The organism is Ekhidna sp. ABH4_415, from assembly GCF_056161305.1.
Genome location: NZ_JBSWYW010000002.1, coordinates 318,981 through 333,085, shown reverse-complemented (window position 1 = coordinate 333,085; position 14,105 = coordinate 318,981). Strand labels below are relative to the sequence as shown.

Annotated in this window: 10 protein-coding genes; 5 read left to right on the top strand and 5 right to left on the bottom strand. The window is 42.1% G+C overall.

Going from position 1 to position 14,105, the window contains the following annotated elements; genetic code table 11:
- Window positions 1-18: 18 nt before the first annotated feature.
- Together ACXAH9_RS04550 and ACXAH9_RS04545 are read right to left on the bottom strand one after the other, a co-directional pair.
- Window positions 19-435 (bottom strand): thiol-disulfide oxidoreductase DCC family protein, encoded by a 417-nt coding sequence (locus tag ACXAH9_RS04550; protein WP_474893679.1) that lies wholly within the window; start codon window positions 433-435, stop codon window positions 19-21.
- Window positions 414-3,227 (bottom strand): T9SS type B sorting domain-containing protein, encoded by a 2,814-nt coding sequence (locus tag ACXAH9_RS04545; protein ID WP_474893678.1) that lies wholly within the window; start codon window positions 3,225-3,227, stop codon window positions 414-416. Before ACXAH9_RS04545 ends, ACXAH9_RS04550 begins: the two co-directional genes overlap by 22 nt.
- Before the next feature lie 219 nt (window positions 3,228-3,446).
- On the opposite strand from ACXAH9_RS04545, the gene ACXAH9_RS04540 reads away from it, so the two are divergent.
- Genes ACXAH9_RS04540 through ACXAH9_RS04530 form a run of 3 tightly spaced genes read left to right on the top strand, consistent with a single transcriptional unit; the run spans window position 3,447 to window position 6,910 of the window.
- On the top strand, window positions 3,447-4,115 hold the full coding sequence (locus tag ACXAH9_RS04540; RefSeq protein ID WP_474893677.1) for a succinate dehydrogenase cytochrome b subunit: 669 nt from the start codon (window positions 3,447-3,449) through the stop codon (window positions 4,113-4,115).
- A 14-nt stretch (window positions 4,116-4,129) separates the two neighbouring features.
- Window positions 4,130-6,139 (top strand): fumarate reductase/succinate dehydrogenase flavoprotein subunit, encoded by a 2,010-nt coding sequence (locus ACXAH9_RS04535; RefSeq protein WP_474893676.1) that lies wholly within the window; start codon window positions 4,130-4,132, stop codon window positions 6,137-6,139.
- A gap of 27 nt (window positions 6,140-6,166) precedes the next feature.
- Window positions 6,167-6,910 carry a succinate dehydrogenase/fumarate reductase iron-sulfur subunit gene (locus ACXAH9_RS04530; protein WP_349562700.1) on the top strand — a complete coding sequence of 248 codons (744 nt, stop codon included), beginning with the start codon at window positions 6,167-6,169 and terminating at the stop codon, window positions 6,908-6,910.
- 56 nt (window positions 6,911-6,966) lie between these two features.
- On the opposite strand, the gene ACXAH9_RS04525 is transcribed toward ACXAH9_RS04530, so the two are convergent.
- Both ACXAH9_RS04525 and ACXAH9_RS04520 read right to left on the bottom strand, forming a co-directional pair.
- Window positions 6,967-7,515, bottom strand: a complete 549-nt coding sequence (locus ACXAH9_RS04525; RefSeq protein ID WP_474893675.1) for a hypothetical protein — start codon at window positions 7,513-7,515, stop codon at window positions 6,967-6,969.
- Window positions 7,516-7,618: 103 nt separating this feature from the next.
- The gene (locus tag ACXAH9_RS04520) at window positions 7,619-8,782 is read right to left on the bottom strand and encodes a thioredoxin family protein (protein WP_474893674.1); all 1,164 of its coding nucleotides are present in this window, start codon (window positions 8,780-8,782) and stop codon (window positions 7,619-7,621) included.
- 163 nt (window positions 8,783-8,945) lie between these two features.
- On the opposite strand from ACXAH9_RS04520, the gene ACXAH9_RS04515 reads away from it, so the two are divergent.
- Both ACXAH9_RS04515 and ACXAH9_RS04510 read left to right on the top strand, forming a co-directional pair.
- On the top strand, window positions 8,946-11,402 hold the full coding sequence (locus ACXAH9_RS04515; protein ID WP_474893673.1) for an ABC transporter permease: 2,457 nt from the start codon (window positions 8,946-8,948) through the stop codon (window positions 11,400-11,402).
- A gap of 119 nt (window positions 11,403-11,521) precedes the next feature.
- Window positions 11,522-12,259, top strand: a complete 738-nt coding sequence (locus tag ACXAH9_RS04510; protein WP_474893672.1) for a lysophospholipid acyltransferase family protein — start codon at window positions 11,522-11,524, stop codon at window positions 12,257-12,259.
- Window positions 12,260-12,490: 231 nt separating this feature from the next.
- On the opposite strand, the gene ftsZ is transcribed toward ACXAH9_RS04510, so the two are convergent.
- Complete coding sequence (gene ftsZ / locus ACXAH9_RS04505) at window positions 12,491-14,047, bottom strand: cell division protein FtsZ (RefSeq protein ID WP_474893671.1); 1,557 nt, start codon at window positions 14,045-14,047, stop codon at window positions 12,491-12,493.
- Window positions 14,048-14,105 lie beyond the last annotated feature (58 nt).

The following is a 14,105-nucleotide window of genomic DNA, read 5'->3' as shown; positions in this document are numbered from 1 at the left end:
CAAAAGTAGGCAATCAAATCAATCGAGGAACCGATCTTTCAATTCCGGTGACGGGATCATGCAATGATCTTTCTTTCCAAACCACTTATATCTGTTTCGTGCAATGATATCGTACACCCAGTCACGCAAAAACTTAGGGACAATAATGAAAGCGTACAGTATTGGCCAAAGTCCGGACAAATGCTTTGCAATAGTTAGCGCAGCAGTACTTTTTGTTATTAGGGTATCCTTGTCTTTCAGTACAATGCTTTGAAGTGCATTGGTACCAGAGTATTCCTCGGGTAGGTTTTCCTTCGCATAATCTGACTGAAGAGATGCAAAAATAAATTGCTCCTTTTTATCCCTTTTAATTACAAATTGGACGGATGAGTTGCAAAGATTGCAAACTCCGTCAAACAGGATAATCGGTTTTCCTATCGAATAATCTGTACCCACCCGTTTATAACTTCAGTGGCATCCTGAGGGTTCAGGATATTGTATCTAACCTCTGCAGAGTAGTAATAAACTCCTGCAGGCAGCTCCCTTCCAGCCTTTGTTTTTCCATCCCAGTCTATGAAGATGGTTTTTTCTGGCTCTGTAGAATCATAACTAAATACTTCCGCGCCTGCCCGATTAAACACTTTGAAATTAACGCTCTTAACAAACCGAGGACATTGCCCGTCTCTCTCTATAGGTCTGAAGGTCTCATTCTTCGTGTCTCCATTGGGAGTAAACACATTCGGCAAAATATACTGAGGGCAGTTATCGTTACACACGATTTCCGAGATGGCACTCTCATTTCCTGAGCGATCCACGGCCGTTATATAATAGCAAAAAGCTAAAGATGTGAGGTTATTATCGAAATATTCAGTCGCAGGAGTTTCTGAAACAAGTTGAAATTCTCCTTCCTCACCTGTGGAGGATCGATAAACACGGAAGAAAACAATGTCATCGTCGCACGTAACATCATTGTCAAACTCCCAGGAAAAACCATTTACCAGATCAACACCTGAATTTCCAGTACGTGTTTGACAGGAAGCCTGTGTTTCACAATCCAAGCTTGAATTGAAGGTTATTGAGACAGGTGCACAAGGTGGAATGGTGTCATTAGGTTGTGCACAAATGATTTGTGAGTTATTGATCAAAGGCTCAATTAATAGGTCATTATCATATGAGCCGTAAGTTGTTACATAGTAACAGTATTCGATTTCTTCATCCAGGTCCACACCATTAAATCTGCCGTCATCTAAATAACTCAGACCATCCATCGTCACATCCACGGAATCAATCAATTCAATGGAAGATAAATCCGCACTATTCACATTGTCCCTATATATATAATGATATGGATAATCCTGAACATTGTTTGACCAGGGCACATTGGCTTCCCAATCCAAGCGAATAGATCCAACCAGCGGAGCTGGCTGCAACCATACGGATGAGGCCTGCTGAGAGGTATCAACAGGTTGGTTTGTATTATCATACAAGACGATCTTGTATGAATAGGAAAAATCCTCAGTATTGAGGCCTGAATCTACAAATGTAGTATCCGGAGATGGTGGTCTGACGGAGGTAAAAGTTCCTCCAAAACCTTGACCAACTTTCCTTAATACTTCATATTCGTATGGCGTAGCAATTGGATTTCTTTGCAATGGACCTGTCCAACTGACTTGAATTTCTCCGTCGGTTTCGCTGGTCTCCTGCACATCTACATGGGTTATAACCGGTACATCAATCAAGAGACTATCACATGCTTCTACTGAAGCAATACTTTCTCCTCCTCCTGGACTAGGGAATGTTGCCACCAGTCGATAGCAATATTTGGATCCTGGTGAAAGTCCCAACTCATCGTTGTTGTCTAGGTAATCCGTTTCTGATATTGGAAGTGTTTCGATTAATTCATATCCTGAATTTTCGGGAATACCCGGGTTGCATGTCGGGTCAATTTCAAATTCTCCTACCCGTCTCCAGACCTGCATTGAGTCAGCATTTGTACAGGAATACGGATCCCAGTTGAGTTGAATTCTTCGACCTGTTTGTGTATCTGCTGTCAGTCCAGTAGGTGGTGGTCCAACCACGGTAATTCGCCATGTTTCAAAGTTTACCTGACCGGGAGGGTTTGTGATATTTGGTATAGTTGGATCATCTTCTGCCTTAAATTGCACTTCATATGGTGCTAAACGAACCTGACCGCAAGCAGTGGTCCACTCAAAATTTAAAATAGAGGGTGGGCCCTGGAATTCGGCTGGATCTGGATCAACAGTCGCTGAGGGGATTACCTCGAATGGTCCACCAAATGCTTCTATTTTCACGGGATCTCCATCGGGATCAGTTCCCGTGATAATTCCAGTAATCGTTTCCCCGGCAACAACGCAGGTATCCTCTGGGATTTCCAGTTCAGGTGGATCATTTTCATAATCCCAAATAATGATCTGCATATCCCGGGTTACAAAACCAAGGCGGATCAGCTGGCCATTGATCCTACGCCATTCCTCCACCACAAAGGCAACATTAAACTCTCGATTTTCCTGATCGGGGATGGTAGCACCTCCTGGGGCATCCCACGTAAGTGTTCCTGTCACCGGATCTATTTCCAGTGTCGGCGGTCCATCTTTAGCCTGATTGCCTTCGTTGAAATTATCGTAGAATGATGGGTCAATTAGTGATTGATATCCATTTACCTGAAGTCCCTCATCCTGTTTCGGAGTGGTGAAGTAATAAGAAAGGCTATCTCCGTCCGGATCAAACGCTCCCGGATTATGCTCAAATATTCCTCCAACTACTCCCTGATCGATTGGAGGTACCGTAAAGAAAGGTGTACTGTTAACTATGAGTGGATCAATGATAACAAGCGTCTCTACATAAAAGGATGTACTTACAGAACCAGAGATATTCTGAATATTAGCGTTTCTAAAGTCTTCTTTATAGCTCACCAGATAGTTGGAACCGCCGGCATAGGTATGGGTTAATGTGAACTCCCATTTTTCAACACCATTTCCAATATCTTCAATATTTCCCCATGGAATATCCTCTCCAGGGTCGTCTCCATAAAAATTACCGTCACCGAAATCAAAAACACCCTGACCAAATGGAACACCTTCTACATCTCTATAACCAATAAAGGTAAATTGATAGGTAAGACCGGAGACTCGTTTGGCTATCACCTCTCCAGCGCGTATGTGGGTCGCTCGGGAAACAACAGCCAGCAATGCAAAAATGAAAACAAGTAAACATCTTAAATACCTCATAGGAGCCAGTTAAATCACTGTAAAACTAAACGCTTTTAAAACACATGAATGTATATCGAACAAGAATTGTGCTGCATTAGTTGTACAGAGAAACAATGTAAAAAGAATTAATACTTACTACATTGTGATATTATTTAGAAACAGTCCAAAAACAAATTTTAGATTGCCTAACAAGCTTTCAGAATTTACCTTTGGCGCAAATCCAATAATCCTATATAAATGAGCAAGCAACTTTTTTCAGGTAGCATCGGTAGAAAATTTGCGATGGCACTTTCCGCACTCTTCCTGATCATATTTTTATTGCAGCATTTTACAATCAATTTCACTTCTGTAGTTAGTGAAGATACTTTTAACGAGTTATCTCACTTCATGGGTACTAATCCACTCGTTCAGTTTGTCTTACAACCTATACTGATGTTCGGCGTAGCATTCCATTTTATTATGGGATTTGTGCTTGAAATCAAAAACAGAAATTCTCGCGAGGTGAAATATGCCAAGAACAATGGCGCTGCAAATTCATCATGGATGTCTAGAAACATGATCTGGAGTGGTCTTTTTATCCTTTTCTTTTTGGGATTCCACTTTTATGATTTCTGGATCCCTGAGATGAATTACAAGTACATTGAAATGAAGCCGGAAGATCCGGATAGATATTATGAGGAAGTAGTGCATATGTTTGCAAACCCTGCACGAGTGATTATTTACTCTCTATCATTTGTATTCCTTGCACTTCATTTAATGCATGGTTTCCAATCCGCATTTCAATCAATGGGTGCCAGACACCAAAAATACACGCCGGCTATTCAAAAGTTAGGTACTGCATATGCGATATTGATTCCAGCAGGATTCATTTTTATCGCTGTTTATCATTATGTCAATTCTTTATAAGAAATTAAATAGGTATGTCAACTTTAGATTCTAAAATACCTGAAGGTCCAATAGCTGAAAAGTGGACCAATCATAAAAACAACATCAAACTGGTAAACCCAGCCAATAAGCGTCTAATCGATGTAATCGTGGTGGGAACTGGTCTTGCAGGTGGTTCTGCAGCGGCAACATTGGCCGAGTTGGGTTACAACGTAAAAGCATTTTGCTATCAGGATTCGCCAAGGAGAGCTCACTCAATTGCTGCTCAGGGCGGAATCAACGCAGCGAAAAACTATCAGGGTGACGGTGACTCCACTTACCGACTTTTTTACGACACGGTAAAAGGTGGTGATTACCGATCCAGAGAAGCAAACGTTTACCGGTTGGCAGAAGTATCCACAAATATTATTGATCAGTGTGTGGCGCAAGGGGTGCCTTTCGCTCGGGATTATGGTGGACTGCTTGACAATCGATCTTTTGGAGGTGTTCAGGTATCCAGAACTTTCTATGCGAAGGGACAGACCGGGCAGCAGCTACTTCTTGGAGCATACTCCGCTATGTCTCGTCAGATCGGTAAAGGAAAAATCAAAATGTACAATCGCCATGAAATGATGGAATTGGTGATTGTCGACGGAAAAGCACGAGGAATTATTGCAAGAAATCTTGTAACCGGAGAGATCGAGAGGCATTCGGCACACGCAGTAGTAATTGCATCCGGTGGATATGGAAACATTTTCTTCCTTTCTACCAACGCGATGGGATCTAATGTTTCAGCAGCATGGAAAATCCATAAAAAAGGAGCTTACTTCGCAAACCCTTGCTTTACACAAATTCACCCAACTTGTATTCCTCAGCATGGAGAGCAGCAGTCTAAACTGACTTTGATGTCTGAGTCATTAAGAAATGATGGGCGTATCTGGGTTCCAGCTAAAAAAGAAGATGCGGAAGCTATTCGGGCAGGGAAACTGAAACCGACTGATCTGAAAGAGGAAGACCGGGATTATTATTTGGAAAGACGATATCCTTCCTTTGGTAATCTGGTGCCTCGAGATGTGGCATCCAGAGCAGCTAAAGAGCGATGTGACGCTGGTTTCGGTGTTGGAACGAACGAGACAGGTGAAGCTGTGTATCTTGATTTTGATGCAGCTATCATGCGATATGGTCGTGAAGAAGCCAATGTGAAAGGCATCCACGATGCTGATGATAAAAAAGTACGAGAGCTTGGTGAAAAGGTAGTAGAAGCCAAATACGGAAACCTCTTCGAGATGTATGAAAACATTACCGGAGACAATCCTTATAAAACTCCAATGAAAATTTACCCAGCTGTACATTACACTATGGGTGGCGTTTGGGTGGATTATAACCTGATGACTACTATTCCGGGATGCTATGCACTAGGTGAAGCAAACTTCTCCGATCACGGTGCAAACAGACTTGGTGCATCAGCACTGATGCAAGGACTAGCTGATGGATATTTTGTGATTCCATACACCATTGGAGATTATCTGGCTGATGATATTCGCACAGGTGCTATTCCCACCGATACGAAAGAGTTTGAGGAAGCTGAAAAATCGGTAAGAGAGAGAATCGAATTTTTTACCAACAATGGAGGTAAACATTCTGTTGATTACTTCCACAAACGATTAGGTAAAATCATGTGGAACAAGGTTGGAATGGCTCGAAATGAAAAGGGGTTAAAGGAAGCTATCAAGGAAATTCAGGAGCTGCGAGAGCAATTCTGGAAAGAAGTACGTGTTCCGGGATCAGCTGATGGCATCAACCAGGAGTTGGAAAAAGCCGGTCGAGTAGCGGACTTCCTTGAGCTTGGCGAATTGTTTGCCAGAGATGCGCTGGAGCGTAATGAGTCATGCGGTGGACACTTCCGTGAAGAATATCAAACGGAAGAAGGGGAAGCCGTACGTGACGACAAAAAATACACCTATGTAGCTGCCTGGGAATACACAGGTGAGCCATCAAAGGCCAAATTGCATAAAGAAGATTTGAAATACGAGAACATTGAGTTAAAGACTCGTTCTTACAAATAATATTTAGATATGTCAGCAGCAAAAGAATTGAATCTTACACTGAAAGTCTGGAGACAGAAAAGCGATAAAGACAAGGGGAAAATGGAAACCTACCAGGTTTCTAATATCTCAACAGATAGCTCTTTCCTTGAAATGTTGGATATCCTCAACGAGCAATTGATCGAGCAGGGAGATGAGCCTATCGCTTTCGATCACGATTGTCGTGAAGGCATTTGTGGGAGTTGCTCCATGTACATAAACGGTGAAGCACACGGACCAAAAAGAAGAACGACTACCTGTCAGCTTCACATGCGCGAATTCAAGGATGGGGATACCATATATGTTGAGCCATGGAGAGCTAAAGCATTTCCTGTCATCAAGGATTTGGTGGTAGACAGAAGCGCATTTGACCGTGTAATGAATGCCGGTGGTTTTGTGAGTGTAAACACTTCAGGTAACACACAGGATGCGAATGCCATTCCTATTGATAAGCATGATGCTGACAAAGCATTTGATGCTGCTACGTGTATTGGTTGTGGTGCATGTGTCGCCTCATGTAAAAATGCTTCTGCCATGTTATTTGTATCAGCCAAAGTTTCTCAGCTTTCTCTCCTACCCCAGGGACAAGTAGAAGCTAAAGACAGAGTTCAAAACATGGTTAAACAGATGGATGAAGAAGGGTTTGGGAACTGTTCAAACACCGGAGCATGCGAAGTAGAATGTCCGAAAGGAATATCTATTGAAAACATTGCTCGTATGAATCGTGAGTATTTGAAGAGCTCGATTAGCTAAGTAACTAAAGCTATGATATTTATGAAGCCTGCAGTAATGTGGGCTTTTTTTATAGATTAATCTTCACCTATCACTATACCCGCACCTATAAACCATTGGGGACTGAATGTGAAGGTGAAATCCGAATTACCTCTAGCTGGTTGGGTTAAGAATCCAAAATTCAGCTTTGGATGGACATTGCCGTCGAGCCAATAAATGCCATTGATGTTCAGGTTGACCGCAAGGCCATTATAAGAATCCACATCTTCGGAAGGAATACTGACCCGATAGCCAATCTGGGCCAGAGGTTGTATTTCAATATTATCTTCTACTTCAAATGATGCACCAATGACACCACCAAGCCCAATCATTTGTAAATCAAAATCATAACGATAGACATAATTCGTAGGGATGTAATTAATAAACCATCCATACCTTAAAGTTGATTCTCCATATATTCCTGCGGCTTTTATCATTAAACCACCTTCCAATGCAGAAAAAGCATCTGGTGGGTCGAAATAGGCAACCTCCTCTACCTCAAAAACCGAATTAATGGAAACGTGGTATTGTTGGGCACTTGCAGATACAAGCAGAACGAATAATATAATCGTTAAATAGATTTTCAAATCCAGATATTTTATTCTGTTATTATAAAATCCGTAAAACAATTTACTAAAAATTGAGCTGTATAAAAAAACACACCCAGACTATCCAAGTCATGAATGGAGTTTACTTCCCCTCAAACTTTGTTAGCTGATGCTCATAATGCGACGTATCCTCGTAAAGCTCCTGAGCCAATTCCAGCGCCCGCTTTTCCAACTCAACTGCTTTCTTTCTATTGCCCAACTTAAACTGAAGGGATGCATACGTATCAATCATGGATGGTTCAGGCTGCTGATCTACCGCCTGCTGGGCCCAGGAAGAAGCGATCTCTAATTGATTTTTATTATCAACAAAAAGGTAGAACTTCCATGCCAATTCATTTAACTGCTCAGGATCCTCAAGATTGGTCATACCAACCAGTTCAACCGCATAATCAGCATAATCGGACCAGTTTTCAGTGTATTCTGAATAGTGAAGATTCATCATTAATCGTAAAGTATCCGATCCTGTAAACGTCACGTCTTTAAACGAATGTAATAAGGCACGCATACCAAAGTCATGAAGTTCTTCTGCCTCAAAGATTTCCTGATACTGTGATAGGTAAGTGTCGTATAATTTCGCATTGACCACTTTTTTACCCACACTATTCTCAAAAAGCTCTTTGTTATTTAGCAGATACTGAAACTCACGGCTATAAATATCCCATTGATAAGCGGCAAATACTTCCCAGGGTGTTTCATCGGTCAAGTTTTCAAGAGCAACCTCTTTCAGATATCCCCCAGCAAAACGCTCTGCATCCAGACATGCATCCTCCAGAAGTGCTAAATAGTTCAACATGAAATCGGTGGATCGATCACCGTCATCGTATCTCTTTTCCATTGCAAGAAGCGTAAGGCTATCTGTTAGCGCATCTTCAGCCAGCTTAAGAAACTGGGAGGCATCCATTCCTCCACAGCTTCGATGTACGACTTGTCCATTTCCATTGATAAACAGAAAGGAAGGAAAAACACCGATTGTATACTCCTCTGCTAACTCCACCCCGGGATAATCCTCCATATCCAGCTGGACATTTATAAACGTTGAATTGAAGAAGTTTGCCACCTCCAAATCACTAAAAGTATATTCCTCCATCTCATCACAAGGCTCACACCATTCTGCATATGCATTTAGGAAAATCAATTTTCCGTTCATTCGGGCCTCCGAAACCGCCTGCTCCCAATTATCTGAAAATTGAATTTGTGCAGTGAGTGTCACCGGAATCAATAAAATTAAAAGAGCTAGTTTCTTCATGCAGGAAATTTCAACAAAAAACGTCAAAACTTAATTATTGTGTACACTCAATTGTGCGAAATCGCACAGAAATATAATTCACCAATTACTGTAACTAATTGATTTACTGATTTTTACAATACGTGGCATAGCAATTGATTTTCAATAATCAACCAAAATCGACATGCTAAAGAACTACCTGATAACGATCTTTCGGCAGATCCAAAAAAACAAAGTGTTCTCCTTCATCAATATTTTGGGTCTGTCTCTTGGCATGGCTGCCTGTTTGGTAATCGCTCAATATGTCAATTTTCATACGTCATTCGATGCATTTCATGAAAAAGCTGATCGGATCTTCCGATTAGAATCTGATGCTTATAAGAATGGCGAAGCATTAGGCCAGAGTATCAGCTCACCATCTATGATGGGGGAGACATTAAAAGCACAATCTCCCCAGGTGAAAGAGGTTGCTCGATTTTTCAATTTCAGTTATGCCAATTCGTCCATCATCTATGATGATGGTAAAAACAAAGTCAATTTTGAGCAGCCACAGATTTACATTGCTGACCAAGGAGTTTTTACACTATTTGATTTTGAATTTGAAGCTGGAAGTGCAGCAAAATTTCATGAGCCACAAAAAGCAATACTCACCCTAAAGGAATCAAGAAAGTACTTCAGCGACCCCCAAAAAGCAATTGGTCGTTCGTTTACCCTTGCGAGCAATACAGGATCACATGAATATGAACTCGTTGGCGTATTAAAGGATATCCCTACAAACTCACACATACAATTTGGTCTTTTACTCTCCTTCCCATCGCTGGATAACTATACGGAGGCCAGACAAAGCTGGAGTTCCAGCAGCATGATCACTTATATACTAGCTACAGACGAATCTAAAAAGGGAGAAATTCTAAGTGCAATCATCCGTCTGCATGATGAAAATTCTAAGGAATCATACTCCCAAAACGGATATGCTGTCGATTACTACCTCCGTCTCATTACTGATATTCACCTAAATTCTCAAAGTGCTTGGGCATTTGCTGAAGGTGTGGATAGTAAAACAGTTTTGGTCCTCAGTCTCATCGCAGCGATCATTCTTATCATCGCTTGGATCAATTACATGAACCTGTCATTGGTGCGAACCATGGAGCGATTGAAGGAGATAGGTATCCGAAAATGCATGGGATCATCTATGAAGCAAATCACACTGCTTTTTATTCTAGAAGCCCTCGTCATGAATTTGCTGGCTTTTGGTTTGGCAATCTTGCTGACACAGGTAGGTGAAAAATATTTAATTGAAGTGACTGGACTGCCGGTATCAGCACTAATGGACCTAAAGGTTTTGCTACTCTTAATTGGACTAATTGCAGCTGGCACACTACTTATTGGACTATATCCTTATGTTCTGCTTAAAACGATGAACATTGTGAACATCTTAATTGGCAACAGAGGAAAAGTAGGTGGTGTAAAGATGCGAAAGAGTATGGTATTTGTGCAGTTCATGATCACCTTCATGCTTATTGCTGGCACGATTACTGTCTACGAGCAACTCAACTTTATGCGAGATGCAGATCTGGGTATAGAAATCGAGAATATTCTGGTGATAAAATCTCCTCCAGGTGACATTAACTCAGATGATCGTGAGGATGTGAAGAAGTTTCGCACGCTCAAAACCGAACTTGAGAAATACGCCGGGATTAAAGAGATTACAAATGCTGGAGAAATCCCCGGAGAGCCCGTTGGATGGGGGACTAATATCTACCTGAAAAATCAGTCTCAGGAAAGCTCGGTTCGAATTGGACTAGTATCCATGGATCTGAATTTTCCTCAGTTCTTTGGGATAGACCTGATAGCCGGAAGAGAGCTGCAGCGTGGGGATGACCCATGGACAAAAGGAGATGTGGTCATCAATGAAAAACTGGCTGAGCAACTTGGTTTTTCCAATCCAGAAGATGCAATAGGAGCCGAATTGGCTGGTTTTTACGTGCCTCTAACAGTGCGTGGTGTACTTGAAAACCATCATCATACCTCCCTTCACAATGATTACACTCCGCTTACTTACATTTTAAGTTCATGGACCGAGTATTATTTCATCAAACTCCGATTGGATGATACATCAGGTGATTCCCGTAGTGAACAGCTGTCTGATTTAGTTGCGATTGTCAAAGCAGAATGGAATGATGTCTTTACAGACTACCAGATGGACTATTTCTTTCTTGACCGGGCATTTGATGAACAGTATAAGGAAGATATCCGCTTTGGAAAGATTTTTACTGGGTTTTCGATTCTGGCTATCTTGATTGCCTGCCTTGGACTCTATGGATTGACCTCATTCAGCGTGCAACGACGAACCAAAGAAATAGGCATACGTAAAGTGCTGGGTGCTACTGCTAAAAACCTACTGGTGTTACTATCCAGGGAATACATGATCCTTGTGGGGGCTGCTTGTATGGTCAGCCTGCCTGCTGCCTGGTGGATCATGTCTAAGTGGCTGGAGGACTACACCTTCCGAATTGAGTTGGGATGGTGGTTTGTCTTCATTCCTGTCACATTTGTCATTGGTCTTGCCTTGCTAAGTATATCGTCCAAAGTGCTGAGCACCTTAAAAACCAATCCGGTGAAATCACTACGTACAGAATAAAGAAAACGCCCAATTACCTACTTACTCTACTATGAAAGCCCCGGCAATTTTGTCGGGGTTATTTATTTTGGTCAATACTTCCATCATGTTCAGTAATTTCGAGTTGAAAAAAAGTTTCCATGGCTAAGAAGAATATATTCGGTCAGTCGATCTGGTTCAAAAAGAAGATTTTTCAGACAGTGGGAAGATTGGTACTATGGTACCTGTTAAAACCCAACAAAGTGGTAGTTTCCGGGAGCAAGGTTTTGACTGAGATCCCGGACAACAACGTCCTCTTCATTGCAAACCATCAGACCATCTTTACCGATGTAATCGCAATGTTTCATGCCATGTTTGCGGCACTCAACGGACAAGTAGATTCCATTGATGACTGGAGCTACCTAAAGAATCCGAAGGTGAACGTATATTATGTAGCTGCACGTGAGACAATGGAGAAAGGGGCCTTGGCTAAAGTGCTTGCACTGGCTGGTGCAGTGACGGTAGACCGTACATGGCGAAAGGGGGATGAAATGATCAAACGAGATGTCAACCCCGATGATACCAAATCCATTGGTATGGCAATCAAAGATGGATGGGTTGTTACGTTTCCGCAGGGAACCACCCGACAGGGCGCACCAGTACGAAAAGGAACCGCACATATCATCAAACAACACAAACCAGTGGTAATACCCGTAAGAGTGGATGGTTTTAGAGAAGCCTTTGATAAAACTGGAATCAAACGACTAAAAAAGGGTGTGACTCTATCCCTGAAATTTGGTCAGCCTATGGATATCGATTACGAAAATGAATCTGTAGAGGAATTGGTAAAGAAGATGGGTGTAGCAATTGGGGAAGATAATCCAATAGAAGCAAAGTAGCGAGCACAAATTTAAAAAAATCAAGCCCCTGACAAATTAATACCAGGGGCCATTCTTGGCAGAATATCCCAACCTTTTGAAGTCAGGACGATATATGACTAACACCTACTGTTAACCATGTTTTTAGACCTTTTTCGTCATTGCGAATCCGCTGAAAAGCGGGTTAAGCAATCTCAATATTAAGATCGCTTCGTTACTCGCGATGACGTAGATTGAAGGACTAGCCTTTCATCAGTCTACATTATCATGCAAAAACTTATTATTGCCTAAAATCTGATTCTCTTCGTTTAGATTATACTTTGAGACGTTTCGCTCAGAAGAGTGCGGCACGTTCTGAAGCTTGATTTTCTTTCGCTCATATGCCGGTACATCCAGTCGTTCTTTAAACTCCTCTGTTGGCATTTCAAACTTCTTATTATTGAACATCGCCTCACGTTCCGCTCGCTCTTGCGCAAGCTTGACTTGTTTGGAGCTAGGAGTTGCGTGAAAAGCATCTGAGATATTCACCTCATCTTCATGCAGCTCCTCTTCTTCCTCATGATCAAACCCATTGGTAAAATCAAACTCAAAAGAACGCTGTTCCGGCTTTTTCTTTCTCTGCTCCTCTTCTTCCACCTCACGCTTGATCTCATCTTTCAAAGAACTGAACTCATAGTCCCAATCCTCTACGCCATCCTTATCACTCTCCTCTTCAATTTCAAACATGAAGTCAGAAGTGTTACCTCGCTTTTTGGATTCATCAATTTCTTTCTGCGAATCCAGATCAAATCGTTTGGCCTCTTCCTCTTTAGAAATGTACTCGCCATCTTCATCTATTTTACCAAATCCGGTTGCTATCACCGTCACGCGAATGTTTTCACCCAATGAGCTGTCCACACCATGTCCGAAGATTACCTCCGCATCATCACCGGCATATTCCTGGATGTAATCAGTAATATCAGTAAGCTCATCCATCTGGAGTTCTGCTTCCTCACCGGAAATAATTGAAAGTAAGATTTTTTCCGCTCCGTAGATATCCTGCTGATTCAACAATGGAGAGTTAAGAGCCTCTTCTGCTGCTCTTCTCGCTCTGTTATCGCCAATTGTTTTCGCTGATCCCATTACAGCTGGTCCGGCACCTTTCATCACGGTTTTCACATCTTCAAAGTCCACGTTGACATATCCCGGAACAGTAATGATCTCAGCAATACCTTTTGCAGCCGTTGTTAATACATTGTCTGCTTGCGCAAACGCGTCACTTATAGATAGATTACCATAGATTTCCCGCAGCTTGTCGTTCATGATTACAAGGACGGTATCGCAGTACTTTTTCAGCTCTTTGATCCCTTCCTCAGCGGCTTTCATTTTTTTCTTTCCTTCAAAAGCAAATGGTGCAGTGACGATACCAACTGTAAGGATATCCAGCTCACTGGCTACCTGCGCAATGACTGGTGCTGCACCGGTACCGGTACCTCCACCCATTCCTGCTGTGATGAAGACCATTTTCGTGTCTTGCGAGAGTAGGTCGCGAATTTCTTCTTTGCTTTCGATCGCGGCATTTTTGCCTCTTTCAGGGTTTGCCCCTGCCCCCAACCCACTGGTCAGGTTTGTTCCTATTTGCAGTTTGCTTGGAACCGCACTGCTTTCCAGTGCCTGATGGTCCGTGTTACAAACCACAAACTCTACATCCCGGATCCCCAGGCTGTACATGTGATTAACAGCATTGCTGCCGCCACCACCAACACCCACCACCTTAATGATGGATTTATGATGTGACGGTAAGTCGAATTGATACATATTTTCTGCCATTTTTCTAAGTTTTAAGTTCTAAAGCTTCAAGCTTCAAGTCTAAAGCTTCAAGTCCCGC

Excerpts from the sequence above, each read along its gene's own strand:
- ACXAH9_RS04535 (WP_474893676.1), top strand. The coding sequence starts at position 4,130 with ATGTCAACTTTAGATTCTAAAATACCTGAAGGTCCAATAGCTGAAAAG.
- ACXAH9_RS04510 (WP_474893672.1), top strand. The coding sequence starts at position 11,522 with ATGGCTAAGAAGAATATATTCGGTCAGTCGATCTGGTTCAAAAAGAAG.
- ACXAH9_RS04520 (WP_474893674.1), bottom strand. The coding sequence starts at position 8,782 with ATGAAGAAACTAGCTCTTTTAATTTTATTGATTCCGGTGACACTCACT.
- ACXAH9_RS04540 (WP_474893677.1), top strand. The coding sequence starts at position 3,447 with ATGAGCAAGCAACTTTTTTCAGGTAGCATCGGTAGAAAATTTGCGATG.
- ftsZ (WP_474893671.1), bottom strand. The coding sequence starts at position 14,047 with ATGGCAGAAAATATGTATCAATTCGACTTACCGTCACATCATAAATCC.
- ACXAH9_RS04515 (WP_474893673.1), top strand. The coding sequence starts at position 8,946 with ATGCTAAAGAACTACCTGATAACGATCTTTCGGCAGATCCAAAAAAAC.
- ACXAH9_RS04545 (WP_474893678.1), bottom strand. The coding sequence starts at position 3,227 with ATGAGGTATTTAAGATGTTTACTTGTTTTCATTTTTGCATTGCTGGCT.